Origin of the sequence: uncultured Pseudacidovorax sp. (genome assembly GCF_913773995.1) — a bacterium.
GTDB lineage: Bacteria > Pseudomonadota > Gammaproteobacteria > Burkholderiales > Burkholderiaceae_C > Xenophilus.
Genome location: NZ_CAJYES010000190.1, coordinates 39,556 through 65,802, shown reverse-complemented (window position 1 = coordinate 65,802; position 26,247 = coordinate 39,556). Strand labels below are relative to the sequence as shown.

The 26,247-nt window shown below is 68.9% G+C and carries 26 protein-coding genes; 9 read left to right on the top strand and 17 right to left on the bottom strand.

The genetic code is table 11. The annotated features are described in order from the left end of the window. Positions 1-57: 57 nt before the first annotated feature. Complete coding sequence (locus QZ772_RS18030; RefSeq protein ID WP_295529111.1) at positions 58-951, bottom strand: LysR family transcriptional regulator; 894 nt, start codon at positions 949-951, stop codon at positions 58-60. A gap of 101 nt (positions 952-1,052) precedes the next feature. Between QZ772_RS18030 and QZ772_RS18025 the strand changes: the two genes are divergently transcribed. Then, a complete protein-coding gene (locus tag QZ772_RS18025) occupies positions 1,053-2,177 on the top strand; it encodes a TauD/TfdA family dioxygenase (protein ID WP_295529109.1) in 1,125 nt (374 codons plus the stop codon). A gap of 65 nt (positions 2,178-2,242) precedes the next feature. Here the strand turns inward: QZ772_RS18025 and QZ772_RS18020 are convergent, their stop codons facing one another. The 3 genes from QZ772_RS18020 to QZ772_RS18010 all read right to left on the bottom strand — a co-directional run bounded on the left by QZ772_RS18020 (position 2,243) and on the right by QZ772_RS18010 (position 5,325). Continuing rightward, a complete protein-coding gene (locus QZ772_RS18020; RefSeq protein ID WP_295529107.1) occupies positions 2,243-3,400 on the bottom strand; it encodes a CoA transferase in 1,158 nt (385 codons plus the stop codon). Then, positions 3,397-4,380 carry a tripartite tricarboxylate transporter substrate binding protein gene (locus tag QZ772_RS18015; protein WP_295529105.1) on the bottom strand — a complete coding sequence of 328 codons (984 nt, stop codon included), beginning with the start codon at positions 4,378-4,380 and terminating at the stop codon, positions 3,397-3,399. Before QZ772_RS18015 ends, QZ772_RS18020 begins: the two co-directional genes overlap by 4 nt. Positions 4,381-4,449: 69 nt before the next feature. Then, positions 4,450-5,325: a CoA ester lyase gene (locus QZ772_RS18010; RefSeq protein ID WP_295529102.1), complete on the bottom strand. Its 876-nt coding sequence runs from the start codon at positions 5,323-5,325 to the stop codon at positions 4,450-4,452. A gap of 76 nt (positions 5,326-5,401) precedes the next feature. On the opposite strand from QZ772_RS18010, the gene QZ772_RS18005 reads away from it, so the two are divergent. Further along, positions 5,402-6,283: a LysR family transcriptional regulator gene (locus tag QZ772_RS18005; protein ID WP_295529100.1), complete on the top strand. Its 882-nt coding sequence runs from the start codon at positions 5,402-5,404 to the stop codon at positions 6,281-6,283. A gap of 9 nt (positions 6,284-6,292) precedes the next feature. Here the strand turns inward: QZ772_RS18005 and urtE are convergent, their stop codons facing one another. From urtE to ppk2, 7 genes are all read right to left on the bottom strand, one after another. Beyond that, complete coding sequence (gene urtE, locus QZ772_RS18000) at positions 6,293-6,997, bottom strand: urea ABC transporter ATP-binding subunit UrtE (RefSeq protein ID WP_295529098.1); 705 nt, start codon at positions 6,995-6,997, stop codon at positions 6,293-6,295. 5 nt (positions 6,998-7,002) lie between these two features. Beyond that, complete coding sequence (gene urtD, locus QZ772_RS17995) at positions 7,003-7,878, bottom strand: urea ABC transporter ATP-binding protein UrtD (RefSeq protein WP_017761594.1); 876 nt, start codon at positions 7,876-7,878, stop codon at positions 7,003-7,005. Next, positions 7,875-9,110: an urea ABC transporter permease subunit UrtC gene (urtC, locus tag QZ772_RS17990; RefSeq protein ID WP_295529095.1), complete on the bottom strand. Its 1,236-nt coding sequence runs from the start codon at positions 9,108-9,110 to the stop codon at positions 7,875-7,877. Before urtC ends, urtD begins: the two co-directional genes overlap by 4 nt. Positions 9,111-9,114: 4 nt before the next feature. Beyond that, positions 9,115-10,683, bottom strand: coding sequence for an urea ABC transporter permease subunit UrtB (urtB, locus tag QZ772_RS17985; RefSeq protein ID WP_295529252.1), 1,569 nt, complete (start codon positions 10,681-10,683; stop codon positions 9,115-9,117). A gap of 209 nt (positions 10,684-10,892) precedes the next feature. Continuing rightward, entirely contained in the window at positions 10,893-12,167 is a 1,275-nt protein-coding gene (urtA, locus tag QZ772_RS17980) for an urea ABC transporter substrate-binding protein (protein ID WP_295529093.1), read from the bottom strand. A gap of 79 nt (positions 12,168-12,246) precedes the next feature. Further along, entirely contained in the window at positions 12,247-13,275 is a 1,029-nt protein-coding gene (locus QZ772_RS17975; RefSeq protein WP_295529090.1) for a PHB depolymerase family esterase, read from the bottom strand. Positions 13,276-13,539: 264 nt separating this feature from the next. Further along, a complete protein-coding gene (gene ppk2 / locus QZ772_RS17970; RefSeq protein WP_295529088.1) occupies positions 13,540-14,463 on the bottom strand; it encodes a polyphosphate kinase 2 in 924 nt (307 codons plus the stop codon). A 143-nt stretch (positions 14,464-14,606) separates the two neighbouring features. On the opposite strand from ppk2, the gene QZ772_RS17965 reads away from it, so the two are divergent. Continuing rightward, entirely contained in the window at positions 14,607-15,686 is a 1,080-nt protein-coding gene (locus tag QZ772_RS17965) for a transporter (protein WP_295529086.1), read from the top strand. Here QZ772_RS17965 and QZ772_RS17960 read toward each other — a convergent pair. Continuing rightward, a complete protein-coding gene (locus tag QZ772_RS17960; RefSeq protein ID WP_017761105.1) occupies positions 15,670-15,960 on the bottom strand; it encodes a hypothetical protein in 291 nt (96 codons plus the stop codon). The two genes, QZ772_RS17965 and QZ772_RS17960, sit on opposite strands and share 17 nt — an antisense overlap. Before the next feature lie 165 nt (positions 15,961-16,125). Between QZ772_RS17960 and QZ772_RS17955 the strand changes: the two genes are divergently transcribed. From QZ772_RS17955 to QZ772_RS17930, 6 genes are all read left to right on the top strand, one after another. After that, positions 16,126-16,983 (top strand): 3',5'-nucleoside bisphosphate phosphatase, encoded by an 858-nt coding sequence (locus QZ772_RS17955; protein WP_295529083.1) that lies wholly within the window; start codon positions 16,126-16,128, stop codon positions 16,981-16,983. 65 nt (positions 16,984-17,048) lie between these two features. Next, entirely contained in the window at positions 17,049-17,912 is an 864-nt protein-coding gene (locus QZ772_RS17950) for a DMT family transporter (RefSeq protein WP_295529250.1), read from the top strand. A 22-nt stretch (positions 17,913-17,934) separates the two neighbouring features. After that, positions 17,935-18,570: an L-threonylcarbamoyladenylate synthase gene (locus tag QZ772_RS17945; RefSeq protein WP_295529081.1), complete on the top strand. Its 636-nt coding sequence runs from the start codon at positions 17,935-17,937 to the stop codon at positions 18,568-18,570. Between the two features lie 23 nt (positions 18,571-18,593). After that, positions 18,594-19,265: a site-2 protease family protein gene (locus tag QZ772_RS17940; RefSeq protein WP_295529079.1), complete on the top strand. Its 672-nt coding sequence runs from the start codon at positions 18,594-18,596 to the stop codon at positions 19,263-19,265. Positions 19,266-19,293: 28 nt separating this feature from the next. Next, entirely contained in the window at positions 19,294-20,628 is a 1,335-nt protein-coding gene (locus QZ772_RS17935; protein ID WP_295529078.1) for a tryptophan--tRNA ligase, read from the top strand. 58 nt (positions 20,629-20,686) lie between these two features. Continuing rightward, positions 20,687-21,286, top strand: coding sequence for a response regulator transcription factor (locus QZ772_RS17930; protein ID WP_295529076.1), 600 nt, complete (start codon positions 20,687-20,689; stop codon positions 21,284-21,286). A gap of 222 nt (positions 21,287-21,508) precedes the next feature. Here the strand turns inward: QZ772_RS17930 and QZ772_RS17925 are convergent, their stop codons facing one another. The 5 genes from QZ772_RS17925 to QZ772_RS17905 all read right to left on the bottom strand — a co-directional run bounded on the left by QZ772_RS17925 (position 21,509) and on the right by QZ772_RS17905 (position 26,242). Then, positions 21,509-22,897 carry a HAMP domain-containing sensor histidine kinase gene (locus tag QZ772_RS17925; protein WP_295529074.1) on the bottom strand — a complete coding sequence of 463 codons (1,389 nt, stop codon included), beginning with the start codon at positions 22,895-22,897 and terminating at the stop codon, positions 21,509-21,511. A 214-nt stretch (positions 22,898-23,111) separates the two neighbouring features. Next, positions 23,112-24,236: a chemotaxis-specific protein-glutamate methyltransferase CheB gene (gene cheB / locus QZ772_RS17920; protein ID WP_295529072.1), complete on the bottom strand. Its 1,125-nt coding sequence runs from the start codon at positions 24,234-24,236 to the stop codon at positions 23,112-23,114. Then, the gene (gene cheD / locus QZ772_RS17915) at positions 24,236-24,847 is read right to left on the bottom strand and encodes a chemoreceptor glutamine deamidase CheD (RefSeq protein ID WP_295529070.1); all 612 of its coding nucleotides are present in this window, start codon (positions 24,845-24,847) and stop codon (positions 24,236-24,238) included. Before cheD ends, cheB begins: the two co-directional genes overlap by 1 nt. A 49-nt stretch (positions 24,848-24,896) precedes the next feature. Next, complete coding sequence (locus tag QZ772_RS17910; protein ID WP_295529068.1) at positions 24,897-25,769, bottom strand: CheR family methyltransferase; 873 nt, start codon at positions 25,767-25,769, stop codon at positions 24,897-24,899. Beyond that, positions 25,766-26,242, bottom strand: a complete 477-nt coding sequence (locus QZ772_RS17905; protein WP_295529066.1) for a chemotaxis protein CheW — start codon at positions 26,240-26,242, stop codon at positions 25,766-25,768. The genes QZ772_RS17910 and QZ772_RS17905 overlap by 4 nt, the downstream gene beginning before the upstream one ends. Positions 26,243-26,247: the final 5 nt, after the last annotated feature.

The window sequence follows — 26,247 nt, the reverse complement described above, 5'->3', positions numbered from 1 at the left end:
GCTCGGCCGGCCGCCGGGCGGGACGCCTCGGCCGCGCCCGATGCCACGCCCGGCCCCTCAGCGGCCCGCCAGCGCGCGCACCGTGCCGGTCAGCACCGCGGTCATCGCGTCACCGACCGCGCGCAGGGGCCGGCTGTCGGCGTCCGACTTGCGGCACACCAGCGACATCTGCACCGCCGGTGCCGACCTGCCCAGACGCACGAAGCGCACGGGGTACGACTGGCAGAAGCCGCTGTCGACCAGATGGACCAGTGCGATGCCCAACCCCGCGCTGACCATCGCCACGATCGCCGGCACGCTGTCGAACTCCAGCGCCCCGCGGGCGGCGTCCACCTGGCTGGCCACGTAGCGCGCCGCCAGTTGGCCTGAAATGGTCTGGCGGTCGTAGCGAATCCATTCGTACTGCTTGAACAGCGCCGGGACCGAGGTCTCGCGCGCGTCGGGCGGCGCGATGAGATGCATCTCGCGGCGCATCAGTGGGCGCCAATGCAGCCGCACGGAGCCGCCTCCCTCCGGCTCGGCGACGACCGCGGCATCAAGCTCTCCACGTTTGACCGCATCGGTCAGGCCAGCGCTGCGGCCGCGCGTCGGGCGCACCTCCAGACGCGGATACCGCTCACGCAGCGCCGACAAGGTGCCCGGCAGCAGCGTGGGCATCAGCGACTCGATGATGCCGAAGCGCACAACGCCCTCGATCGTGGTTCCCTCCCGCCGTCGCAACGACTGCAACTGGGCCAGGCCCGGCCGCAGCGCCCCAGCCACCTCATGGGCCAGCGCCGTCGCGCGGATCGCGTGGCCCGAGCGATCGAAGAGGGGCTGCCCCAGATAGGCCTCGAGCTGTCGCATCTGCATGCTCACCGCGCTGGCCGTCAGGTTCATCTCGGTGGCGGCCGCCGCCAGCGAGCCGCCACGCAGAACGGCATCCAGGGTGTCGAACATCTCGATCTTCATCAGATTTCCTTGCTTTGGAGCGCAAATTTATTCGCTTTTTCTTGGCAAGAGGCCTTCCTAGACTGCGTGCACCGAATCACTTCAGTCAAAAGAGACGCCCCATGAACACCGCCAAACCCCAAGGCTGGACCACCGAAGACGCCCGGCTCGACACCTCCTGGATCCAACGTCTGAGCAGCGCCGAAGTGGCGGGCTTCGACCACGCACTGGCGCATGCCAAAGCCTCTGGCAAGTCCTGGCTGGCAATGACCGCCGCGGACTTCCCGCTCGACGATGCCGCACGCACGGCGCTGCAACGCGCCTTCGCCACCACGCAGGGGCGATGGGGCATGTGCCTGCTCAAGGGCTTTCCGGTCGACCGCTGGAGCGAGGAAGACACCAAGCTGGCTTACTGGGGCATGGGGCTGCATGTGGGCGTCGCGCGCACGCAGAACCCGGCCAGCCAGTACATGAACGACGTGCGCGACGAGGGCGCGACCTATAAGGCCGCCAATGGCCGCAGCCGCGGCTACAACACCAAAGCCGGGCTGGACTTCCACATGGACTCGGCGGACGTGGTGGCGCTGCTGTGCCGACGCACCGCCAAGACGGGCGGCGAGAGCCTGGTGGCCAGCACGATCGCCGTGGCCGCCGAGCTGGAACGCCGGCGGCCCGATCTGCTGGAAGTGCTCAAGCAGCCCTACTACCACCACTACCAGGGCTCGCAGGACCCCGAGCAACCGCCCTACTACGCCTGCCCGATCATCGGCAGCGACCCCGAGCACTTCACGATGCGGGTCAACCGCAAGAACATCGTCGCCGCCGAGCGCGACTTCCCCGAGCTGCCTCGCGTGACGCCGCAACAGTGGGAAGCCATCGACCTGCTCGAAGAGATCATGGCCGACCCGCGCTGGTGCTTCCGCATGCAGCTGGAGCAAGGCGACGTGCAGCTCGTCAACAACTATGTGATCGTGCATTCGCGCACGCCCTTCGAGGACTTCGAGGAACCCGACCGCAAGCGTCACCTGCTGCGCCTGTGGCTGGCCGTCCCCGGCTCCCAGCCGCTTCCTGCCGATTGGGCCGAATACTTCATCGACACGCGGCCCGGCTCGGTGCGGGGCGGGCTGCGCGGATCGCAGTCGACGGACGAGTTCGCGGCCTACGAGAAGCGGCAGGCCGCGGCACTGGGCATGGCCTGGAAGCCCTGGGCACCCGTGCGTCGACGCGAAGCGGCTGTCGCTGCCTGAGGCGCGCACGCTGCATGCCGTGACCGCGGCCGTGCAAGGGTGCCGCCGCGGCGGCACCGCCGCATTCAGGCTGCGCCCACCTCGCCCCGAACGGCGTCGTCGTGCTGGCCCAGTGTCGGCGCCGCAAAGGGCGCGGGTCCCGGCGTGCGCCCATAGACCCAGGGCTGGGCGAAGGCGCGATAGCTGCCCAGAGTGGGATGCGGCAAGGTCGCGATCATGGATTCGGCCTGCACCTGGGGGTCGTCGAACATGTCGGCGACAGTGCGCGCTGCCGCGCATGGCACGCTGTCGCCGAACACCGTTTCCCATTCCAGCGCAGTCCGCGCGGCCAGTGCCTCGCGCAGGCGCGGCACGATTTCGTCGCGGTGCTGTGCACGCTTCTTCACGGTGTCGTAGCGCGGGTCGTCGTGCAGCGCCATCAGCCCGGTCCGCTCGCACAGCGCGCGCCAGAAGTGCGGCGTGTTCGCCGACAGGTAAAGGTGGCCCTCGCGCGTCGGGTGCAGGCCGGTGAGGCCGCCCGAGCGCATGTCGCGGCCCACGTCCCGCGGCTCGTCTTCGGCCCAGACGAGGCGGGCAGACTGCATCGTCAATGCCGCGCGCAACAGCGACACGCCGACCTGCTGCCCACGCCCGCTCTTCTCCCGCTCATAGAGGGCCGAGGCGATGCCGCCGGCCACCAGGGACGAGGCGAAGTAGTCCACCACCGAGCCGTAGAGGATCTCCGGCGGCCCGCCGCGTGGCCCCTGTTCGTCGCACATGCCGCTGTAGGTCTGCAGGACCTGGTCGTAGCCCGCCTTGTCCTTGAGCGGTCCGGTGGTGCCGAAGCCGGTGATGTCGCAGTAGATCAGCCGGTCGTTCAGCGGCTGGAGCTGCGCATAGCCGATGCCCAGGCGCTCGGCAACGCCCGGCCGGAAGTTGTGCACCAGCACGTCGGCCTCGGCCACCAGGCGCAGCAGCAGCGCGAGGTCGGCAGCCTGCTTCAGGTCGAGCACGACAGCACGCTTGCTGCGGTTCACGCCGACGAAGGCGCGGCTTTCGTGGGCCAGGGTCGAGGGGTAGTGCCGCAGGTTGTCACCGCCGGGCGGCTCGATCTTCAGCACCTCGGCACCCTGGTCGGCCAGCAGCGTGCAGCCGTAGGGTCCCGCGATGTAGGCACTGAGGTCGAGCACGCGCACGCCGGCCAGCGGCCCGCTGGCGGCAGGGATGGAAAAGGAGGTCGTCATTCGGGCAGGATGTTTTGTTGCTTCGCCAGCTTTCGCCAGCGGGGGATGTCGGCGGCAATGACGGCCGCGAACTGCGCCGGCGTCATCGGGGCGGCCAGGGCGCCTTCCTTCAGGAGGAACTCCTTGAACTCGGGCGTGGCGAGCACCTTGTTCACCTCGGCGTTGAGCTTCGAGACGACGTCGGGCGGGGTGCCTGCGGGTGCGAGCAGGCCCCACCAGGCCTCGAAGTCGTAGCCCGGCGCCGCCGTAGCCATGGGCGGCAGTTCGGGCGCGATCGGGCTCGGCTGCGCACTCGTGACGGCAATGGCACGGATGCGCCCGCTGCGCACGTGCGGCATGATCGACGGCCCGCTCGAGATCAGCAGCTGGACCTGGTTGCCGATCAGGTCGGTCACCGCCGGGCCGATGCCGCGGTAGGGCACATGCAGCACGTACGTGCCGGTGAGCGCCTTCAGCTGTTCGGTGGCGAACTGGTTCGTGCTGGCGATGCCCGAGCTGGCATAGCCGTACTTGCCCGGCGAGGCCTTCAGGGCAGCCACGAGTTCCCTCGGCGTATGGGCCGGAAACTCGTTGTTCACGGCGACGATGAACGGGCCCTTGGCCATCATGGCCACCGGCGCCAGGTCCTTGGCCGCGTCGAAGGGCAGTCGCGTCTGGATCGCCGCGTTCGTCACGAGGCTGGACGACACCGCTACCAGCGTATAGCCGTCGGCCGGGGCCTTGGCGACGAAGGCGGTGCCGGTATTGCCACTGGCGCCAGGCTTGTTTTCGACCACCACCGGCTGCTTCAGGCCCACCGACAGGCCGCGCGCCATGAAGCGCGCAAAGTTGTCGTTGGAGCCCCCGGCTGCATAGGGCACGACGATAGTGATCGGCTTGACCGGGTAGTTGTCCTGGGCGTGGACGGACGGGATGCCCAGGGCGCACAGCGACGCGAGGGCGATGGCCGCGCGGCGATGCCGCTGGAAGGCGATGGACATGATTTCGAAGTCTCCTTTTTTGTGGGTGATGGACTGGCGCGGCCCGCGTTGCCAGGCCGCCCGTGGGGTTCAAGTCGGGCCTTGTCCGAGACCCAGTCGCCGGGCGGTGGCAAGCGTCGCGCGGGCACGCAGCACGAATGGCGCGTCCACCATCTCGCCATCGACGGTGTAGGCACCGACGCCGCGGGCCTGCGCCTGGTCGGCGGCCGCCACGACGCGCTGCGCCCGCGCGATCTCCTCGTCGCTGGGGCGGAAGATGTCGTTCGCATGGGCCACCTGGCTCGGATGGATGCAGCTCTTGCCCAGGAAGCCAAGCCGCCGGGCCTCGCCCGCTTCGGCACGGAAGCCGTCCACGTCCTGAAACCGTGCGTAGGCGGCGTCATAGGCGAAGACGCCGGCCTCACCCGCCGCCAGCCGCAGCTGGAGCATCACCGCATGCACCGTCGCCGGGTCATGGCGGTCGATCTGCAGGGGCTCGAACAGGTCGCCCAGCCCGAGCTGCAGCCCGGCCACGCGCGGATGGGCCGCGGCCAGCGCATGCGCAAGGCGAAGGCCACGCGCACTCTCGATGTTGAGCAGCAGGCCGACCGGCTCGGCGACGCCATTGGCCGCTTCGGCGGCATCGAGCGCTGCCGCGGCGGCAAGCACCTCTTCGGCCGATTCGACCTTGGGCAGGTTCAGCAGCGCCAGGCCGGGGCGGACCACCGCAAGGACATCGGCGGCGAAGTGCGCCGACTGGCACGGGTTGACGCGCGCGATCAGCGTCTTGCCCGATGCACGGGGCGCCTCGGCGCTGAGCAGCGCCTGCAAGACCTGCCTGGCTTCAGTCTTTCGATCCGGGCTGACCGAGTCTTCCAGGTCGAACGAGAGGGCATCGGCGTCGCTGCGAAACGCCTTGTCGAAAAGCTCTGGCCGTGATCCCGGAACGAAGAGTTTGCTGCGCATGTCCGGCAGTGTGGCGATGCCCGGCACGAAGAAAAAGCATGCGGATCTTCGATCAGATCAAACAAAATCTATCTTCATGGAGACCAATTACCTGCGCACGTTCATGGCAGTCCTGGACGCGGGATCGATGTCGGAGGCGGCACGGCGGCTGGATCTGACAGCCGCTGCAGTGGCGCAGCAGATGCGCGTCCTCGAACGCGAGTTCGGCGTCCCCCTGCTGCGCCGCTCGGGCCGGACCGTGACCCCGACCGAAGGCGGCCACCGCCTCGCCGGCCGCGCCAGCGCGCTGCTGGCGGAACTGGCGGGCATGCGCACGACCGTCGGCAATGTGGACGGCGTGCTGGAGCTGACCGTGGGCGCCACCAACACGATGCTCAACGGGCCGCTGCCGGTGGTGCTCGATGCGCTCGCGCAGGAGCACCCGGCGGCGCGCATCGTCGTGCGCATGGGACTGTCGGCCGAGCTGTACGCCGAAGTGCTTGCAGGCCGGCTCGACGCGGCCCTGTGCCTGCATCCGGATTTCGCGCTGCCCAAGTCCCTGAACTGGCTGCTGCTGCGCGAAGAGCCCCTGGTGGTGCTGGCGCCACACGCGTGGGCACATCGCGACCCGCATGCGTTGCTGCGGGAAGAGGCCCTGATCCGCTACGACCGCCGACTGGGCGGGGGCCAGGCGGCCGAGCGCTATCTGCGCCGGGCGGGCATCGTGCCGCGGGAGCGCTTCGAGATCAGCTCGCTCGCCGCCATCGCGGCCCTGGTCGGCCGAGGCACGGGCGTGTCGATCGCGCCTGACGTGGCCACCGGCTGGTCGAGTGCGCCGCCGGTCGCGCGGCTACCGCTGCCGCGCCCCGCCGAATCACGGCGATTCGGCATGGTGTGGTTGCGCAACTCCCCGCGCACGCGCGCCATCGAGGTGCTGGTGGACCATGCGCGGCACGTCGTGGCGCAGGGGCACGGCTAGGGAAGGGCTTCAGATCGCCACGAGCTGGCGAACCCCCTGCGCCTCCATGTCCTTGCCCAGCCCGCGCGCGATGACCTCGCCGCGCTCCATCACCAGGTAGTGGTCGGCCAGTTCCTCGGCGAAGTCGTAGTACTGCTCGCACAGCACGATGGCCATCTTCTGGCCCTTCCAGCCCTCGTCGGCCAGGCGGCGGATGGCGCGGCCGATGTCCTTGATGATGCTGGGCTGGATGCCTTCGGTGGGCTCGTCCAGGATCAGCATCTTCGGGCCGGGCGCCAGTGCGCGGGCGATGGCCAGTTGCTGCTGCTGGCCACCCGACAGGTCCCCGCCGCGCCGGTGCAGCATCTGCTTGAGCACCGGGAACAGCTCGTAGAGCTCGGGCGCGATGGGCGTGGAGGCACTGCGGTAGGCCAGGCCCATGCGCAGGTTCTCTTCGACGGTCAGCCGCGCGAAGATCTCGCGGCCCTGCGGCACGAAGCCCATGCCGGAGCGGGCACGCTCGTAGGGCGTCTTCTTGTGCACCGGCTGGCCGTCGAACTCGATGCTGCCGCTCTTGATGGGCACCAGGCCCATGAGCGACTTCAGCAGCGTGGTCTTGCCCACGCCGTTGCGGCCCAGCAGCACGGTGACCTGGCCGAGCGGCGCCTCGAAGCTCACGTCCCGCAGGATGTGCGAGCCGCCGTAGTACTGGTGGATGTTCTTGACTTTCAACATGGTCTTCAACGTCCTAGATACACCTCGATGACGCGCTCGTCAGCTTGGACTTCGTCCAACGTGCCCTGCGCCAGCACCGAGCCGTCGCACAGCACGGTGACGATCTCGGAGATGGTGCGGATGAAGCTCATGTCGTGCTCCACCACCATCAGCGAATGCTTGCCCTTGAGCGTGAGGAAGAGCTCGGCCGTGCGCGCCGTCTCCTCGTCGGTCATGCCGGCCACGGGCTCGTCCAGCAGCAGCAGCTTCGGATCCTGCATGAGCAGCATGCCGATCTCCAGCCACTGCTTCTGGCCGTGGCTCAGCGTGCCGGCCATGCGGTTGACGCTGTCGGCCAGGTGGATGGTCTGGAGGATGTCGGCCAGGCGGTCGGCCTGGGCCGAGTCGAGCTTGAAGAACATCGAGGGCTTGACGCGCTTGTCGGTCTTGAGCGCCAGCTCCAGGTTCTCGAACACGGTCAGGTGCTCGAAGACGGTGGGCTTCTGGAACTTGCGGCCGATGCCCAGCTGCGCGATCTCGGCCTCGCGGTGACGCAGCAGGTCGATGGTGCTGCCGAAGTACACGGTGCCTTCGTCGGGCCGCGTCTTGCCGGTGATGATGTCCATCATCGTGGTCTTGCCTGCACCGTTGGGGCCGATGATGCAGCGCAGTTCGCCAGGCGCGATGTCCAGACTCAGCTTGTTGATGGCCTTGAAGCCGTCGAAGCTCACGCTCACGTCTTCCAGGTACAGGATGCGGCCGTGGGTCACGTCCACCTCGCCGGCCACCGCGGGCCGGCCGTAGCCGGCAGTGCGGCCGCCGGATTCGGTCGATGCGCCGGCAGGCAGGCCCTGGGCGCGGGCATGGCGCTCGGCGCCGGCTTCCATCAGGTCGGGCGTCATGCCTGGGCTCCCTTGGGTTCGACATGCACGGTAGGCAGGGCTTCGGGCTCCACGCCTTCGGCCTTGGCCAGCGCGCGCTGGGCTTCCTCGCGACCGGTGGGCGCGAGGGGCTCTGCAACGGCCTCGGCCTTGCCGCGGCTCATCAGCCGGCGCACCAGGCCGACGATGCCGTCGGGTAGGAACAGCGTGACGGCGATGAAGAGCGCCCCCAGGAAGTACAGCCAGTATTCCGGCGCCACCACGGTGAGCCAGCTCTTGGCACCGTTGACCAGGAAGGCACCCACGATGGGCCCGACCAGGGTGGCCCGGCCGCCCACGGCCGTCCAGATGGCGATCTCGATGGAGTTGGCGGCACTCATCTCGCCCGGGTTGATGATGCCCACCTGCGGCACGTACAGCGCGCCGGCCACGCCGCACATCATGGCCGAGATGACCCAGATGCTGAGCTTGTAGGGCAGTGGGTTGTAGCCGCAGAACATGGTGCGCGACTCGGCGTCGCGAATCGCCTGCAGCACGCGGCCGTACTTGCTGCCGATCAGCCACTTGGCGAACAGGAAGAAGCCCAGCAGCACCGCGCCGGTCAGGGCGAAGATCGTCATGCGCATCTCCTGCGTGGCGATCGGAATGCCCAGGATGCGCTTGAAGTCGGTGAAGCCGTTGTTGCCGCCGAAGCCTGTCTCGTTGCGGAAGAACAGCAGCATGGCCGCGAAGGTCATGGCCTGCGTGATGATCGAGAAGTACACGCCCTTGATGCGCGAGCGGAAGGCAAAGTAGCCGAAGACCAGCGCCAGCAGGCCCGGCACCACCACCACCATCAACATCTGGAAGACGAAGCTGTCGCTGAAGGTCCAGTGCCAGGGCAAGGTCTTCCAGTCGAGGAAGACCATGAAGTCCGGCAGATCGCTCTTGTAGTTGCCGTCGCGGCCGATCTGGCGCATGAGGTACATGCCCATCATGTAGCCGCCCAGCGCGAAGAACAGGCCGTGGCCCAGCGACAGGATGCCGGTGTAACCCCAGATCAGGTCCATGGCCAGCGCGCAGATGGCGTAGCACATGATCTTGCCGAGCAGCGCCACCGCGTAATCGCTGAGATGGAAGGCACTGCCTTCGGGCACCCACAGGTTGAGCACCGGCGCCAGGCCGCAGGCCACGATCAGCGCGATGAAGAAGGCGGTCCAGCCTTTGCCGCTGAGCAGCGGCGCCTTGGAGGGAAGTTGAACGGATGTCGTCACGGCTTCAGGCCTCGGCACTGCGGCCCTTGATCGCGAAGATGCCCTGCGGCCGCTTCTGGATGAACACGATGATGAAGACCAGGATGGCGATCTTGGCCAGCACCGCGCCCGCCCAGCCTTCGATGAACTTGTTGAGCACGCCCAGGCCCAGGGCCGCGTAGACGGTGCCGGCCAGTTGGCCCACGCCGCCCATCACCACCACCATGAAGCTGTCGACGATGTAGCTCTGGCCCAGGTCGGGGCCCACGTTGCCGATCTGGCTGAGCGCACAGCCCGCGAGGCCGGCAATGCCCGAACCCAGCGCGAAGGCGTAGGTGTCCACCCGAGCCGTGTTCACGCCCATGCACGAGGCGATGGGCCGGTTTTGCGTCACCCCGCGCACGAAGAGGCCCAGGCGCGTGCGGCTGATCAGCCAGGCCATGGACGCCAGCACGAGGCCGGCAAAGATGATGATGCCGATGCGGTTCCAGGGCAGCACCAGGTTGGAGAGCACCTCCAGCCCGCCGCTCATCCAGCCGGGGTTCTCGACGCCTACGTTCTGCGCGCCGAAAATCGTGCGCACCAGCTGCTGCAGCATCAGGCTGATGCCCCAGGTGGCCAGCAGCGTCTCCAGCGGCCGGCCGTACAGGAAGCGGATCACGCCCCGCTCCAGCACCGCGCCCACCAGGGCCGAGGCCATGAACGAGACCGGGATGGCGGCCACCAGGTACCAGCCGAACATCGACTCGGGCAGGAAGCGCTGGAACACGCCCTGAATCACATAGGTGGCATAGGCGCCGATCATCATCAGCTCGCCGTGGGCCATGTTGATCACGCCCATCAGGCCGTAGGTGATGGCCAGGCCCAGGGCCGCCAGCAGCAGCACCGAGCCCAGGCTGATGCCGCTGAAGATCACGCCCAGCCGGTCGCCCCACACCAGCGCGCCGTCGATGGACGCGATGCTGGCCTGGATGGCGGCCTTGACCTGCGGATCGGTCTCATCGGCCAGCCGCTGGTTGAGCAGCAGCTTGGTGTCGGGGTTCTTGTTGTCGCCCAGCGCCTTGGCGGCGGCCAGACGCTTGGCGGCGTCGGCGCTGGAGAGCATGGAAGCGTCGCGCACCAGCATCAGCTTGGCCTTGACCTTGGCGCTCTGCTCGGCGGCCAGGGCCTTCTCGATCAGCGGCACGCGCGATTCGTCGGGCTCCTTGAACAGGGCCTCGGCCGCTTCCAGCCGCACGGCTTCGTCGGGGCTGGTGAGCTGCAGCGCCGCCTGCGCGGCATCGAGCGCGCCGCGCATCAGGTTGTTGTTGACGACATCCTCGGCCTCGGCCGGCACCTTCAGCTCGGCGCCGGTGACCGGGTCGAATCCCTTGTCGTCCTTCATGACGAAAGCCTGCTTGTCGGTGAACTTCACCGCCTCGTCCACCAGCGCCTGCAGGAAGGCCTTGGTCTTCTCGTCGGCCACGGCCACGGCCTTGTTGATGGCCGCGATGCGGCTTTCGGCATCGCCCGAGGCCATGGCCAGAGCCTCGTCGGCCGTCAGCGCCCGGGCCGGCCCAGCCAGCATGAGCAGGGCGAGGCAGGCCATCTGCATGAACAAACGCAGGGGTGTCTTCACGTCATCCTCGACATAAACAAAGAAGGCCCGATCCCGACAAGCAAGATCGAGCCGTGTCGCCCGTTAGCCCAGGGCGAGCGAAGCGCAGCCAGTTCGCACGCACCCGCGGAACCGGCTTTGCCGGGCCGCCGGGTGCGCCCCTCGAGGGGGATTCGGCTACACGAAGTGAGCAAGAAACGGGGTGGTCAAACCTTTGACTTGCCGTCCGGCTCGTCCTTCTTCTTGTCGTTGCCTTCGATGTACGGGCTCCAGGGCTTGGCCTTGACCGGCTCCTTGGTCTTCCACACCACCTTGAACTGACCGTCGGCCTGGATCTCGCCGATGAACACCGACTTGTGCAGGTGGTGGTTCTTCTCGTCCATCTTGCTCACGATGCCCGAGGGTGCGTTGAAGGTCTGGCCTGCCATGGCGGCGATGACCTTGTCGGTGTCGGTGGACTTGGCCTTCTCGACGGCCTGCTTCCACATGTTGATGCCGATGTAGGTGGCTTCCATCGGGTCGTTGGTCAGCGGCTTGTCCTTGTGGCCGGGGATGTTCTTGGCCTTGGCATAGGCGGACCACTTCTTGATGAACTCGGTGTTGGCCGGGCTCTTGATGCTCATGAAGTAGTTCCAGGCGGCCAGGTGGCCCACCAGCGGCTTGGTGTCGACGCCGCGCAGCTCTTCCTCACCCACCGAGAAGGCGACCACCGGCACGTCCTTGGCCTTCAGGCCGGCGTTGCCCAGTTCCTTGTAGAAGGGCACGTTGGAGTCGCCATTGATGGTGGACACCACGGCCGTCTTGCCGCCCTGGCTGAACTTCTTGATGTCGGCGACGATGGTCTGGTAGTCGCTGTGGCCGAAGGGGGTGTACTTCTCGTCGATGTCCTTGTCGGCCACGCCCTTGCTCTTGAGGTAGGCGCGCAGGATCTTGTTGGTGGTGCGGGGGTACACGTAGTCGGTGCCCAGCAGCACCCAGCGCTTGGCGGCGCCGCCTTCCTTGCTCATCAGGTAGTCGACGGCGGGAATGGCCTGCTGGTTGGGCGCGGCACCGGTGTAGAACACGTTCTTCGACAGCTCTTCACCCTCGTACTGCACGGGGTAGAACAGCAGGCCGTTCATCTCTTCGACGACCGGCAGCACCGACTTGCGCGACACCGAGGTCCAGCAGCCGAAGATGACCGAGACCTTGTCCTGACCCAGCAGCTGCTTGGTCTTCTCGGCGAACAGGGGCCAGTTGGAGGCCGGGTCGACCACCACGGGCTCGAGCTTCTTGCCCAGCACGCCGCCCTTGGCGTTGATTTCGTCGATGGCCATCAGCACCGTGTCCTTGAGCACGGTCTCGGAAATGGCCATGGTGCCGGACAGCGAGTGCAGCACGCCGACCTTGATGGTGTCCTGCTGGGCAAAGGCGGGCGCGGCGCCGAGGCTGGCGAGGGCGACGCTGGCGGTCAGCGCCTTGAGGGTGAAGCGACGTTGCATGGCTGCTCTTCTCCTGGGGTTTCGGTTGGCAAGGGATGGAAGGAACGGGATGGAGTCTCCTTGCCGGGCCCCGGACGGGCTATACGCCGGGTGGCGTACATGCCGCCGCGAATGCGCGGCGCGAGAAATCCCAGAACAGCCGGCTCGCGTCCGGCCCCGCGGGGTCGGTGTAGCTGCCGCGGGAGCTGCCCCCGCTCCAGGCATGGCCCAGCGCCTCGATCTCCACCAGGCGCACCTCCACCACGCGTCCCCGTCGGAAGTCGGTGACCTGCATGGGATGGCGCTTGCCGCGTTGCTGAGTCACGGTGTCGGTGGACTCGGCGCCGACGGCGCGGGCCCAGACCTCGGCCGCCAGGCGGCCGGCCGCGGGTCGCACCACCATGTCGCGTCCGCCCTGCACCACCAGCAGCGGCGGCAGCATGGCGGCGCCGTCGGCCGCCAGTTCCAGCACGGGCGCGCGCCGGCCCGACATGGCGCCCAGTGCCTGGCGCGCCGAGGTCGCGGCACCCGGCGCGACACCCGAATGCATCATCACCGCCTGCAGCCGCTCGGGCGCGCGCATCGCCAGCCGCGCGGCCAGCCCTGCGCCGGCCGACAGCCCGGCCACGGCGATGCGCGAGGCATCGGCGCCGTAGAGCAGGCAGGCCTGGTCGATGGCCGCCAGCACCAGACCCACCTCGGCATCGGCGCGCTGTTCAGAAAACCAGTTCCAGCAGCCTTCCGGATTGGCCAGCGCCGACTGCTGCGGATAGAGCACCAGAAAGCCCTCTCGCCGCGCCAGCGCATTCATGCGCGAGCCGATGGCGAAGTCGCGCGCCGTCTGCCGGCAACCGTGCAGCATCACCACCAGTGGCATGCCACGCACCGGCCGCCCCGGCACCGGCGGCGGTACGAACAGGTGATAGCGGCAGGCCCCACCGGCCGCGAAGGCGATCCCGGCCAGCCAGTCGCCCGGCCCGGGTGGCGGCCGCGTACTCTCCGCCGCCGCATTGCGCACCCGCTTGGCCGCCCCCTGCCCGGCGCGGGCCATCGCGCCGGTGACGGCCTTCAACTGCCGCTGATAGGCCTTGGCGAAAGTACGGCCGAGGGAAGGGGGACGACGGGGCATGGCGGGGCCTTGGGCAGAAGCGAAGCGCTCCATGCTTGGGACCGCGCCGCGCGCCGTCAAGCAGCAGACGTCCCAACGCGACGCCGGCTGCGTACGTGGCCGGCGCACCGCGGCGTTGCCTACCGCCAGCGCGGTCCGACGAACGAATACTCGAGAGGCCGCGGAGCAGGCCAAGCCGAAGCATCCGCGGAACCGGCTTTGCCGGGCCGCAGGATGCGCCCCCTGCAAGGGGGGAGGCGGAGCGCGAAGCGCGCAGCCTGGGGGTTAGTAAATTTCCGGAACGATCATGCTTTGCGGCACGGGCTGGCGGAAATAGTCCGGATGCCGCTCGCGGTCAGGCAGCGCGATGGGCGGATGCTCCACCTCGCGGTAGGGCATCTGCCCCAGCAGGTGCGTGATGCAGTTCAGGCGCGCCTTCTTCTTGTCCACCGCCTGCACCACCCACCACGGCGCTTCGGGGATGTGGGTGCGCTCCAGCATCGCCTCCTTGGCCTTGGTGTAGTCCTCCCAGCGGCGGCGGCTTTCCAGGTCCATGGGGCTGAGCTTCCACTGCTTGAGCGGATCGTGGATACGACCCAGGAAGCGCAGATGCTGCTCCTCGTCGGTGATGGAGAACCAGTACTTGATCAGGCGGATGCCCGAGCGCACCAGCATCTTCTCGAACTCGGGCACCGTGCGGAAGAACTCCTCCAGCTCGTCGTCGGTGCAGAAGCCCATCACCTTCTCGACGCCGGCGCGGTTGTACCAGCTGCGGTCGAACAGCACCATCTCGCCCGCCGCCGGCAGGTGTGACACGTAACGCTGGAAGTACCACTGCGTGCGCTCGCGGTCGTTGGGCGCCGGCAGCGCCGCCACCCGGGCTACCCGCGGGTTCAGCCGCTGAGTGATGCGCTTGATGACACCGCCCTTGCCCGCCGCGTCGCGGCCCTCGAACAGGATCACCACCTTCTGGCCCGTGTGCTGCACCCAGTCCTGCAGCTTGACCAGCTCGCCCTGCAGACGGAACAGCGCCTCGAAGTAGGCCCGGCGGGGCATGCTGCCCTCCTCGTGCCTCAGCATGCCGTCGGCGCCGACCACGCGGTCTTCCAGCTCCAGCTCGATCTCCTCGTCGTAGCCGTCGATCAGATCCTCGGCGATGCGGCGCATCAGCAGGTCATGGTCGGTGGGCGTGAAGGCAGAGGAAGACATGGCAGGCACCGCAAGAGAAGGACAAGAACGCCGCACATGCTCGTGCGGCCCCGTGACGCAACCATGACAGTGCCCGCCCGGGCCGTCATCGGATTGACATGCCGACGTCACATCATCCCAGACCTACTTTCGCTCCCCGCGCCGTGCCCTCGCTCCTGCCGCCCCCCGTTCCGCTCGCTGCCGCCCACGGCGCCGACGCCGCCGGCTTGATCTGCGGCTACCTCTTCGACGGCGAGACCTCTGCGCCGCCGCGCCCGCTCGATCTGGACGAGGCCGCGCTGTGGTTGCAAGGGGTCGGCGACACGCACGGCGACGCCAGCACCGTCGCCCGTGGCGAACCGGCTGGCGCCCCGCCCTACGCATGGCTGCACTTCAACCTGAGCCATGCCCAGGCCGAGCGCTGGCTGGAGCGCCATGCCGGCTTGCCCGACAGCTTCTACGAGGCGTTGCGCGATGGCGCGCATTCGACCCGCATCGAGCGCGACGACGACGCGTTGGTAGCCGTCATCAACGACCTGCATTTCGACTTCGGCTTCGAGCCCTCGGACATCGCCACGCTGTGGATCGGCGTCGGTCCACGGCTGGTGGTCACGGCGCGCACGCGGCCGCTTCGCTCGGTGGACGACCTGCGCCTGGCCGTGCGCACGGGCGAGGCGCCGCGCTCCACCACCGAGTTGCTGGAGCGGCTGATGCGGACGCAGGCTGATGTGCTGGTCGGCGTGGTGCGCAGCGTCACCGGACGCATCGACGCCATCGAGGACGCCCTGCTCGCCCGCCGCCCCGACGCGCAGCGCGCAAAGCTGGGCGAATTGCGTCGCGTGCTGGTGCGGCTTCAGCGCCTGCTGGCGCCAGAGCCGGCAGCGCTGTTCCGCCTGCTGCAGCGCCCGCCGGCCTGGATGGCCGAGGCCGATGCGCAGGGGCTGCGCGATGCGTCGGAGGAGTTCTCGGTCGTGCTGCGCGACATGCATGGCCTGCAGGAGCGCGTGAAGCTGCTGCAGGAAGAGATCGCCGCCAGCGTTCAGGAGGACAACAACCGCAGCCTGTTCGTGCTGACGGTGGTAACGGTGCTGGCGCTGCCCATCAACATCCTGGCCGGCCTGTTCGGCATGAACGTGGGCGGCATCCCGCTGGCCGAGAACCCGCACGGGTTCTGGCATCTGGTGGCCATCGTGGCCACCTTCACGGCCGTGGCGGCCTGGCTGGCCTTCAGGAAGAAGAAGTAGCGTCGGCGGACGTGGCCGGTGTCTCCGGCGACTGATGCACCTGCATGGAGAGATCGAACAGCTTGGCCTTGCCGGCGTAGTAGCGGTCCAGGCGCCAGTCGCGCAGCACCTCGATGGCCAGGTCGAAGCTCTTGTAGTCCAGGTCGTAGAGCGAGGACAGGTCAAAACCGCGGTCGGTCTCCAGCGCCAGGACGAGGGCCGCCAGCGTACGGGCCGCTGGATCTTCCGGCGGACGGCGTTCGATGTAGCGGCGGGCTTCCTTGATGGCGTTCATGCGTAGGCAAAAGATGACAGACAGGCGCGGATTCTCCTCTTGCCTCCCCCTGGGAAATATGACAACTCCGAGTCAGTTCCGGGGTTGTTGAAGCGGGTCGGCGCGTTTCCCGATGCAGCGCCCCCTGCGCGGGCATGGCGAAACCGAGTCCTTAGAATCGCACGGGTGTTCGATAACGACCTCAACGCCGACCTTCATTGCCACTCCGTGGTCTCGGACGGCACGTTGACGCCTGAAGATCTGGCCGCCCGCGCGGCGGCCAACGGGGTGCAGCTGTGGGCCCTGACGGACCACGACGAGGTGGGCGGCCTGCAGCGTGCCGCCGAAGCCGCCCGCGCCAACGGCCTGCGCTTCCTCACCGGGGTCGAGATCTCCGTCACCTTCTGCGCCGAGACGGTGCACATCGTGGGCCTGGGCTTCGATGCCGAGGACGCCGCCGTGCGCCAGGGCCTGTACGACACCCGCAACGGCCGCGGACCTCGCGCCCGCGAGATCGCCGACCAGCTCGCCCGGGTGGGCATCAAGGGCGCCTACGAAGGCGCGCTGCGCTTCGTCGGCAATCCCGAACTCATCTCGCGCACCCACTTCGCGCGCTTCCTGGTCGAGCAAGGCCACTGCCGCGACACCTCCGAGGTGTTCCGCAAGTACCTGACCGAAGGCAAGCCCGGCTATGTGCCCCACCGCTGGGCCAACCTGGGCGATGCGATCCGCTGGATCCGCGATGCCGGCGGCATGGCCGTCATCGCGCACCCGGGCCGCTACAAGTTCACCGCCAACGAGGAATACGCCCTCTTCACCGAGTTCAAGGGCCACGGCGGCCAGGCGGTGGAGGTGGTCACCGGCAGCCACACGCCGGCCGAGTACGTCGAATATGCCGAGAAGGCGCTGGAATTCGGCTTTGCCGCCTCCCGCGGCAGCGACTTCCACAGCCCCGAAGAAAGCCATTGCGACCTGGGGCGTCTGCCCCTTCTTTCGCCCAGCCTGCAGCCCGTCTGGTCCCTGCTGGCGGACCGCGTGCAGTGACCGGCGCGGCCTGCGCCACGCGGGGTGCCGTCCCCGCGCGCGACACCCTGCGGACGCTCGCCGGCATGGGGCTGCTGCTGATGGCCGTGGGCTGTTTCGCGGTGCTCGACACCACCACCAAGGTCGCCTCAGCCACCGTGCCCGTGTTCATGGCCGTGTGGTTCCGCTACGCCTTCCAGGCCGTCGCCACCACCGCCATCCTGCTGCCGCTGCACGGCACGGCGCTGCTGCGCACGCAGCACCCGCGCTTCCAGGTGCTGCGCGGGGCGCTGTTGCTGGGCAGCAGCCTGCTGGCCTATCTCAGCCTGGGCCACATGCCCATGGCCGAATTCACCGCCATCGTGCTGGTCGTTCCGCTGGCCGTCACGCTGATGGCCGCCACACTCCTGGGTGAGCGGGTGTCGGCCCTGCGCTGGGCGCTGGTGGCGGGCGGCTTCGTGGGCACGCTGCTGATCCTGCGCCCGGGGGGCGAGGGCTTCGGCTGGGCGGTGCTCATGCCCGTGGGACTGGTGGTGTGCAACGCCTGGTTCCAGGTGCTGACCAGCCGCCTGGCCCGCACCGAAAAGCCCCTGACGCTGCACTTCTACACCGGCTGGGTGGGCACGCTGATCGCTGCGCTGTTCCTGCCCTTCGCCTGGGAGGCGCTGCCCGCCTGGCAGGACTGGGCCCTGCTGGCGCTCATGGGCCTGATGGGCACCGTGGGCCATTTCCTGCTGATCCTGGCCTACCAGCGGGCCCATGCGTCGACCCTCACGCCCTTTCTCTATGCCCAGATCGGCTTCGCCATGCTCGGCGGCTGGCTGGTGTTCGACCAGTTGCCTGACCAACTTTCGTTCGCGGGCATCGGCCTGATCGCCGTGTGCGGTGCCGGCGGCGCCTGGCTCACGGTGCGCGAGCGGCGCCAGCCCATCGAGCCGGTCGAGGGCTGAACTTCGACAGGAGGACAAGGACATGGCCCAGTATTTCGAGGTGCACCCCGACAACCCCCAGCCACGCCTGCTCAAGCAGGCGGCGGCGCTGCTCGCCAAGGGCGAGGTGATCGCGGTGCCCACCGACTCCAGCTACGCGCTGGCCTGCCAACTGGACGACAAGAACGCGGTCGACAAGCTGCGCCGCATCCGCCAGATCGACGAGAAGCGGCTGCTGACGCTGCTGTGCCGCGACCTGAGCGAACTGGCCAACTACGCCCGCGTGGACAACCGCCAGTACCGCCTGCTCAAGACCTGCACGCCCGGCCCCTACACCTTCGTGCTGGAGGCGACCAAGGAAGTCCCCCGCCGCGTGAGCCATCCGCAGCGCAAGACCATCGGCCTGCGCGTGCCGGAACATCCCGTGCTCGCCGAACTGCTGGCGCTGCACGGCGCGCCGCTGCTGGCCAGCACGCTCATCCCGCCGGGCGAGACCGAGCCCATGAACGAGCCCGAGGCCATCCGCGACCGCTTCGAGAAGCTGATCGGCGCAGTGATCGATGCCGGCGCCTGCGCGTCCGAACCGACCACGGTGGTCGACCTGACGCCCATGGACGCGGGCGGCGAGCCGGCGCTGATCCGTCAAGGGCGAGGCCCGCTGGGGCCCCTGGGCCTGTGAATCGCGTCTGAGACAATCCCGCGGTGGAAGCCTCCAACCTCATCCAGACCGTCCTCATCTACGCCCTGCCGGTGATCTTCGCGATCACGGTGCACGAGGCGGCCCATGGCTACGTGGCCCGCCATTTCGGCGACAACACCGCGCTGATGATGGGGCGGCTCACGCTCAACCCGCTCAAGCACATCGACCCGATCGGCACCATCGCGATGCCGATCCTGCTGTACTTCGCCACCTCGGGCGCCTTCCTGTTCGGCTACGCCAAGCCGGTGCCGGTCAACTTCGGCCACCTGCGCAACCCCAAGCGCGACATGATCTGGGTGGCGCTGGCGGGGCCCGCCTCCAACTTCATCCAGGCCATCCTCTGGACGCTGTTCCTGGTCGGGCTCACCGTGGCCGGCGTGCAGGAGCGCTTCTTCGTCGGCATGGCCAATGCCGGCATCCTGACCAACCTTGTGATGTGGGCCTTCAACCTGTTCCCGCTGCCACCGCTCGACGGCGGCCGCATCCTGGCCGGCCTGCTGCCGCGCGGCCGAGCCCAGTACTGGCTGGCCCGCATCGAGCCCTTCGGCTTCTTCATCGTGATGGGCCTGGTGGTGCTGGGCGTGGTCGGCTCGCTGTGGCTGCGGCCGCTGATGGGCCTGGGCTATGCCTTCCTGAACCTGCTGATCTCGCCCATCGCCGCGCTGCTGCGCTGATTTCCCTTTCGCTGCCGTCCGCCCCGCCATGTCCTCCGCCTCCGCTCCGACCCGCTTCCTGACCGGCATCACCACCACCGGCACGCCGCACCTGGGCAACTACGTCGGCTCGATCCGCCATTCGGTGCGCTTCAGCCAGCGCCCGGACGTGCAGAGCTACTACTTCCTGGCCGACTACCACGCGCTCATCAAGTGCGACGAGCCGGCGCGCATCCAGCGCTCCACGCTGGAGATCGCCGCCTCCTGGCTGGCCTGCGGCCTCGACCCCGAGCGCGTCACCTTCTACCGCCAGTCCGACATCCCCGAGATTCCGGAGCTGACCTGGTTCCTCAGCTGCGTGACCGGCAAGGGCGTGCTCAACCGCGCCCATGCCTACAAGGCCGCGGTGGACCGCAACACCGCCGCCGGCACCGACCCGGATGCGGATGTGAGCATCGGCCTGTTCATGTACCCGGCGCTGATGGCGGCCGACATCCTGATGTTCAACGCCCACAAGGTGCCGGTGGGCCGCGACCAGGTGCAGCACATCGAGATGGCGCGCGACATGGCGCAGCGCTTCAACCACCTCTACGGCGAGCACTTCACCCTGCCCGAGGCCGAGATCGACGACGCCGTCGCCCTGCTGCCGGGTCTGGACGGCCGCAAGATGAGCAAGAGCTACGGCAACACCATTCCCCTCTTCTCCTCGCGCGCGCAGTTGCAGAAGCTGATCGCCGGCATCGTGACCGACTCACGCGCGCCGGGTGAGCCCAAGGACACCGAGGGCTCGGCGCTGTTCCAGATCTACCAGGCCTTCGCCACCGCCGACGAGACCGAGACGCTGCGCAAGGCTTACGCTGAAGGCATCGCATGGGGCGACGCCAAGCAGGTGCTGGTGGACCGCATCGACCTGGAGGTCGCACCCCTGCGCGAGCGCTACGAGGCGCTGATGGCCGAGCCGCAACGCATCGAGGACACGCTGCGCGCCGGCGGCGAGAAGGCCCGCGTGCTGTCGCGCGCCCTCACCGCCCGCCTGCGCGAAGCGGTGGGCCTGCGCAACCTGGGCCAGCTCGGCACTGCCGCTGGCGGCGCTGCGAAAGCCGCCAAGGCCGCGCGGCCCAGCTTCAAGCAGTACCGCGAACGCGACGGCCAGTTCTTCTTCAAGCTGCAGGATTCCCGCGGCACGGTCCTGCTGCAGAGCCTGGGCTTCGCCTCGCCACAAGAGGCCGGCCGCGCCATCGCGCAGTTGCAGGCGGAGGGCGAACCGGCCCTCGCCGCGCTGGCATCCCGGCTCGCGCCGCTGGACAATGCGGCCCGCGCTGCCGTCCTGGCGGCGCTGGCCGTGCTGGCGGAGACGGCGGCCGAATCCGCCCGAGCGTCCTGACCCGGCACGTCGCCCCCGACGGACGCCACCTCCCGGCCCCTCTCCCGACACGCACACCATGAGCATCTACGTCATCGACGACCATCCCCTGATGCGCGAGGCCATCGTGATGGTCCTTCGCCGCCTGCGGCCCTCCGAGAACGTGGTCGAACTCGACCGCCTGGACAAGCTGTCCAACGCCGTGGAGCACCACGGCCGGCCCAAGCTGTTCTGCCTGGACCTGAAGCTGCCGGACGTCACCGGCGTCTCGGGCGTGCTCACGGTCAAGGAGTCGTACCCCGACATCCCGGTGGCCGTGTATTCCGCCTCGCCCGCCGCCGACATGGAGGAGGCCTGCATAGAGGCCGGCGCCGACATCTACATCGAGAAGTCCAGCGGCTCGGCCGAGCTGACGGCGGCCCTGCGCGGCCTGCTGCTGGCCGACGACGGCGACCTGGAGCCGCCGGCGCCCACGGGCAAGCTCTCGCGTCGGCAGACGCAGCTGATCGCCATGCTCGACCAAGGCCTGTCCAACCGCGACATCGCGACCCAGCTGGAGATCAGCGAGCACACCGTCAAGGTGCACCTGTGGCGGCTGTTCCGCCGACTGGGCGTCAAGAGCCGCACGCAGGCGCTGCACCATGCGCGCAGCCACGGGCTGCTTTCGAATCTTCGCTAACCCCCAGGCTGCGCGCTTCGCGCTCCGCCTCCCCCCTTGCAGGGGGCGCACCCAGCGGCCCGGCAAAGCCGGTTCCGCGGGTGCTCTGGCTTGGCCTGCTCCGCGGCCATCGGATCGGGGGACTGTTGGAGCCTGCCGACGATGGGCGCGTTGTATGTTGCAACACGCCTGACTTGATGGCCTATCTAGGGCCGATCCCAGCCGTTCGGCGCCGCGCGCGGGTCAGCCCACCGCGTCCGACATGCGGGCCTGGGCCTCGGCTTCGTCGGCGTCGTTGAGCACCACGCGGAACATGCTGCCGCGGCCTACGCGGGAGCGCACGCTCACGGCATGGCCCAGGGCGTGAGACAGGCGGGCGACGATGGCCAGACCCAGGCCGAAACCGTCGGAGGTGCCGGCGTCGTGGTCGGCCACTTTGTAGAACTCCAGGAACACGTCGCGCAGGTGCTCGCGCGGGATGCCGATGCCGGTGTCCCACACTTCCACGTGCAGGCCCTCGCGTGTCTGGCGGGCAGCCAGCAGCACGCCACCCTCGTGCGTGTACTTGATCGCGTTGGACAGCAGGTTGCCCAGCATCCTGCGCACGCGCACCGGATCGGTCAGCACCGTGCCGGGCACCAGGTGCACCCGGAAGCGCAGCCCCTTGGCCTCGGCCACCGGACGGTACTGCAGCTCCAGATCGCGCAGCAGCTGCACCACGTCCACCCGCTCGATGTGCAGCCGCACCTGGCCCGAATCGATACGTGCCAGGTCGAACAGCGAATCGAACAGCACGTTCACCGCCTGCGTAGCGCCCGAGATCTTGGGCGCGATCTCGTGCACCAGTTCCGGCTCGTTGCGCAGCCAGTCCGCATACAGCGACAGCGCCAGCACCGGCTGGCGCATGTCGTGGGCGGCGCTCGCCAAAAAGCGGTTCTTCATCGCCACGGCCGACACGGCCGCCTGCCGCTGATGGGTGAGCGATGCGATCAGGATCTTGTTGTGGAACAGCAGCTCGAAACTGTTGCGCGCCGTCTCATAGATGCGGCGGCCCGCATGCAGCAGCAGCCACCAGTGCAGCGCGGGCAGCAGCACGAAAGGCAGGCCGAACTGCAGGCCGCCCACGCCCACCTCGGCCACCCGCAGGCCCATGCACAGCAGCATGGTGACGAACAGCGAGGCCATGTAGCGCCGCAGAACCGGCGGATGCAGGGCGATGCTGACCACGGGGAAGGTGGCGGCCCCCGCCACGATGAACCAGCAGATGAACTGGTTGACCAGCGGCGTGCGCTCGAAGAACAGGTACGCCGACATGCCCCAGACCACGCCGCTGGCGCCCCAGAGATGCCGGTAGCGATGGATGAAATGTTCCTGCGCGTCCGCGTCGCGACCCTCGTAGCGCTCGCGGTAGATGTGCTCGAAGCGCACCCGCGCGAGCGAGACGCAGATGACGAGGAACACCCACGACAACGCCACCCACCAGGGCACATCCCGCCAGCTGAGGGCGACGACCACGGGGGTCAGCACCGCCGCCAGGATGTAGTTGCCCCGGGCGGCACGCATGAGCGAGCGCACCAATTCGCCGCGGACCCAGCGGTCCGCCTCATCGCCGGAAACGGGTGATGGCGTCATTCCCACGAGCGAGGAATGGCGCCACCCGCCGAACGACGTCACCGGAGCATCCATGCGCTGCTGTTGGCCCAGAAAGAAAAAAGCCCCGTCGAGGGGCCTCGAAGGAAACGGACCGCGCGTCGATCGCCCGTCCGGTACCTCCCGCATCGCCGCACAAGGCTCGCGCAGCGCGGGCGCTAATGTAGCACCGCCCCTCGGTCTCCGGCTCGTGCGCTCAGCCTGAATTGCCCGCCTCGGCCAGGTCCTGCATCAGGGCGACGCCCAGTTGGCTCAAGGGCAGCACCCGTCCGGCCGCGCCCAGGGCAATGGCCTCGCGCGGCATGCCGAAGACAACGCAGCTGGCTTCGTCCTGTGCATAGGTCAGGGCGCCTGCGCGGCGCAGCGCCAGCAGGCCGGCGGCGCCGTCGCGGCCCATGCCGGTCATCAGCACCGCACTGGTCCGCCGACCCGTCAGCACGGCGGCGCTGTCGAAGAGCACGTCGACCGCCGGCCGATGCCGGTTGACCGGCTCGGTCTCCAGCAGGCCGGCTTCGAGCCGACCCTGTGCACCGCGCCGGACGATCAGGTGATGGCTGCCGGGCGCGATGAGCGCCTGACCCGGCTGCAGCGGCTGGCCGTCCTGCGCCTCGCTCACGCGCAGCGGCAGGTTGCGGTCGAGCCGGTCGGCAAAGCTGCGCGTGAAGCCCGCCGGCATGTGCTGCACCGCCAGGACCGGGGGGCAGTCGGGGGGCAACTGCGCCAGGAACTGCAGCAGCGCCTCGGTGCCGCCAGTGGAAGACCCCGCGACGATGATGCGCTCGCCGCGCACCGCCCGCCCGCCGCCGGCCGGCGGTGCGGCCGGCGCGCGGCCGGGCGTGGCCGGGCCGCCCCTGGCGGAGGCCGTGGCGGCAGCCGAGGTCGAGGAGGGTCCGGCCTCGGCGCGGGCCCGCCGCGCGGCCTGCACGGCCGTGCGCAGCGCCTGGCAGATGGCCACGCCATCGTCGAGCAGGCCCTGTGCCACGCCAAGGCGCGGCTTGGGCAGGACACCACAGGCCCCGAGAGCGCGGGCCTGCTGGACCACCTGGGCCTGGGCCTCGGTGGGCGTGGCCACGATCAGCACCGGCAGGGGCGGTCCACCGGACAGCTCGCGCAGGAAATCCAGGCCGTTCATGCCCGGCAGCTGGATGTCGAGCGTGAGGGCATCGGGCGCCAGCGCGGCAATGCGCGCGCGGGCGGCGACGGCGTCGACGGCGGTGCCCACGGCCTGCATGTCGGGCTGGGCGTCGATGATGGCGCACAGGACCTGGCGCACCAGTGCCGAGTCGTCCACCACCAGGATGCGCAGGCGTTCCGCCGGCATCAGTCGAACAGCTCGATGGCGCCAGCCACCGGTGTGCGAGCCAGGCTGGCCTGGTAGGACTGTTCGCGACTGGCCACGCTGGCGGGCAGCGCGTCGTTCAGCCGCTTGACGCGGGCTTCGCCCGTGCGTGGAAAGTAGGCGACCTTGCGGGGACAGGTGTCCACCAGATCCTGGGCGCGCACGGCGATGTGCTCGGTGGCCAGGAAGTCCAGCACGAAGCGGGCGTTGCGATGACCGATGTTGACCTGATTCATGCCGGGGATGACGTTGGCGCCGCCGAAGACCTTGGCCTCCAGCCGGTTGCGGCGGGCGCCGAGCTTGACCAGCTGGTTGATCAGCACTTCCATCGCATAGGTGCCGTAGCGCGCCGGCGCCGAGTCGGCGCTGCCCTGGGCCGGGCCGGAATCGGGCAGCATGAAGTGGTTCATGCCACCCACGCCGCGCTCGGGGTCGCGGATGCAGGCGGCCACGCAGGAGCCCAGCACCGTCACGAGCACCAGGTCCTCGGCGGTGGCGTGGAACTCGCCAGGCAGCACGCGCACGCCGCGCCGGCCGAACACCGTTTCGTAGTGCAGCTTGCCGCTTTCGGCGGGATGCAGGTCCAGGCTCATGGGCGGTCTCCGTGACGGGCACCCATCAGGGCGATCGGGTTGCGGGCGCTCATGCCACCGCCTTCACGCGCTCGTACACCGTCTGCGAGCGCAGGCGGAACAGGTCCGATGCGAACAGCAGGCTTTCCGAGTGGCCGACGAAGAGCAGCCCGTCGGGTTCGAGCAGGCGGGCCAGCTTCTGCAGCACCTGGTATTGCGTCGGCTTGTCGAAATAGATCATCACGTTGCGGCAGAAGATGGCGTCGAAGGAAGGCAGCGTCGGCCAGTCGGACGCCAGCAGATTCAGGGGCTGGAAGCTCATCAGCGCCCGCAGTTCGGGCCTGACCCGCGCCTTGCCGGCGTTGGGACCGGTGCCGCGCAGGAAGTGGCGGTGCAACTGCTCGTGCGTGAGCTTGTCCAGCCGCTCCTGGTCGTAGATGCCCGCCTCGGCGGTGGCCAGCACCCGCGTGTCCAGATCGGTGGCCAGGATCTCCAGCGGCGGACTGGCACTGCCCCACTCCTGCGCCACGGCCATGGCGATGGAATACGGCTCCTCGCCGGTGGACGAGGCGCAGCTCCACACGCGCAGGGGACGGTTGCGCCGCAGACTTCGCAGATGCCGCACCAGCACCGGAAAGTGATGCGGCTCGCGGAAGAAGGACGTGAGGTTGGTGGTCAGCGCATTGACGAACTGCTCCCACTCCGGCTGACCGGCGTCCTGCTCCAGCGCATCCAGGTAGTCGCGAAAGCGCTCGATCCCGCAGGCCCGCAGCCGCCGCGACAGCCGGCTGTAGACCATCGCCTCCTTGCTCTCGGCCAGCGCGATGCCGGCGCGGGCGTGGATCATCCGGCGCACGCGCGCGAAGTCGGCCGGGCCGTAGTCGAATTCGCGCGCAGCGGCGGCAGGCAGGGCGGACAGGGCCGCGGGATTGGCGCGGCTCACCGTGCGACGTGCGCCAGCAGCGCCTCCAGATCGAGCAGCATGACCATGCGGCCCTGCAGCGTCGCCAGGCCGGTGATGCACGACAGGTCCACCGCCGCCATGTCGGGCCGCGGCTGGATCTGCTCGGCCTCGAGCGTGACCACCTCCGACACGCCATCGACCACCATGCCGATGACCTTGGCCCCGACGTTGACGATGATGACGGCGGTGAAGTTGTCGCAGTCGGCCCGGGGCAGCCCGAAGCGCAGCCGCAGATCGACGATGGGCACGATGGCGCCGCGCAGGTTGATCACGCCGCGCACGGCGGGGTCGGCCTGGGGGATGCGGGTGACCGGTTCGTAGCTGCGGATCTCCTGCACCTTGAGGATGTCGATGCCGTAGTGCTCGGTGTCGAGCCGGAACGTGAGGATGCCGGCTTGCGCCATCTGAAGGGCGAGTTCGGCGGCGGGGGTGGCGGTATCTGCAGCGTGCATGGCAG

What these genes read in the sequence shown, in the direction of transcription:
- QZ772_RS18030 (WP_295529111.1), bottom strand. Translation starts at nt 951, where the DNA reads ATGAAGATCGAGATGTTCGACACCCTGGATGCCGTTCTGCGTGGCGGC.
- QZ772_RS18025 (WP_295529109.1), top strand. Translation starts at nt 1,053, where the DNA reads ATGAACACCGCCAAACCCCAAGGCTGGACCACCGAAGACGCCCGGCTC.
- QZ772_RS18020 (WP_295529107.1), bottom strand. Translation starts at nt 3,400, where the DNA reads ATGACGACCTCCTTTTCCATCCCTGCCGCCAGCGGGCCGCTGGCCGGC.
- QZ772_RS18015 (WP_295529105.1), bottom strand. Translation starts at nt 4,380, where the DNA reads ATGTCCATCGCCTTCCAGCGGCATCGCCGCGCGGCCATCGCCCTCGCG.
- QZ772_RS18010 (WP_295529102.1), bottom strand. Translation starts at nt 5,325, where the DNA reads ATGCGCAGCAAACTCTTCGTTCCGGGATCACGGCCAGAGCTTTTCGAC.
- QZ772_RS18005 (WP_295529100.1), top strand. Translation starts at nt 5,402, where the DNA reads ATGGAGACCAATTACCTGCGCACGTTCATGGCAGTCCTGGACGCGGGA.
- urtE (WP_295529098.1), bottom strand. Translation starts at nt 6,997, where the DNA reads ATGTTGAAAGTCAAGAACATCCACCAGTACTACGGCGGCTCGCACATC.
- urtD (WP_017761594.1), bottom strand. Translation starts at nt 7,878, where the DNA reads ATGACGCCCGACCTGATGGAAGCCGGCGCCGAGCGCCATGCCCGCGCC.
- urtB (WP_295529252.1), bottom strand. Translation starts at nt 10,683, where the DNA reads ATGCAGATGGCCTGCCTCGCCCTGCTCATGCTGGCTGGGCCGGCCCGG.
- urtA (WP_295529093.1), bottom strand. Translation starts at nt 12,167, where the DNA reads ATGCAACGTCGCTTCACCCTCAAGGCGCTGACCGCCAGCGTCGCCCTC.
- QZ772_RS17975 (WP_295529090.1), bottom strand. Translation starts at nt 13,275, where the DNA reads ATGCCCCGTCGTCCCCCTTCCCTCGGCCGTACTTTCGCCAAGGCCTAT.
- ppk2 (WP_295529088.1), bottom strand. Translation starts at nt 14,463, where the DNA reads ATGTCTTCCTCTGCCTTCACGCCCACCGACCATGACCTGCTGATGCGC.
- QZ772_RS17960 (WP_017761105.1), bottom strand. Translation starts at nt 15,960, where the DNA reads ATGAACGCCATCAAGGAAGCCCGCCGCTACATCGAACGCCGTCCGCCG.
- QZ772_RS17950 (WP_295529250.1), top strand. Translation starts at nt 17,049, where the DNA reads ATGGGGCTGCTGCTGATGGCCGTGGGCTGTTTCGCGGTGCTCGACACC.
- QZ772_RS17945 (WP_295529081.1), top strand. Translation starts at nt 17,935, where the DNA reads ATGGCCCAGTATTTCGAGGTGCACCCCGACAACCCCCAGCCACGCCTG.
- QZ772_RS17935 (WP_295529078.1), top strand. Translation starts at nt 19,294, where the DNA reads ATGTCCTCCGCCTCCGCTCCGACCCGCTTCCTGACCGGCATCACCACC.
- QZ772_RS17930 (WP_295529076.1), top strand. Translation starts at nt 20,687, where the DNA reads ATGAGCATCTACGTCATCGACGACCATCCCCTGATGCGCGAGGCCATC.
- QZ772_RS17925 (WP_295529074.1), bottom strand. Translation starts at nt 22,897, where the DNA reads ATGACGCCATCACCCGTTTCCGGCGATGAGGCGGACCGCTGGGTCCGC.
- cheB (WP_295529072.1), bottom strand. Translation starts at nt 24,236, where the DNA reads ATGCCGGCGGAACGCCTGCGCATCCTGGTGGTGGACGACTCGGCACTG.
- cheD (WP_295529070.1), bottom strand. Translation starts at nt 24,847, where the DNA reads ATGAGCCTGGACCTGCATCCCGCCGAAAGCGGCAAGCTGCACTACGAA.
- QZ772_RS17905 (WP_295529066.1), bottom strand. Translation starts at nt 26,242, where the DNA reads ATGCACGCTGCAGATACCGCCACCCCCGCCGCCGAACTCGCCCTTCAG.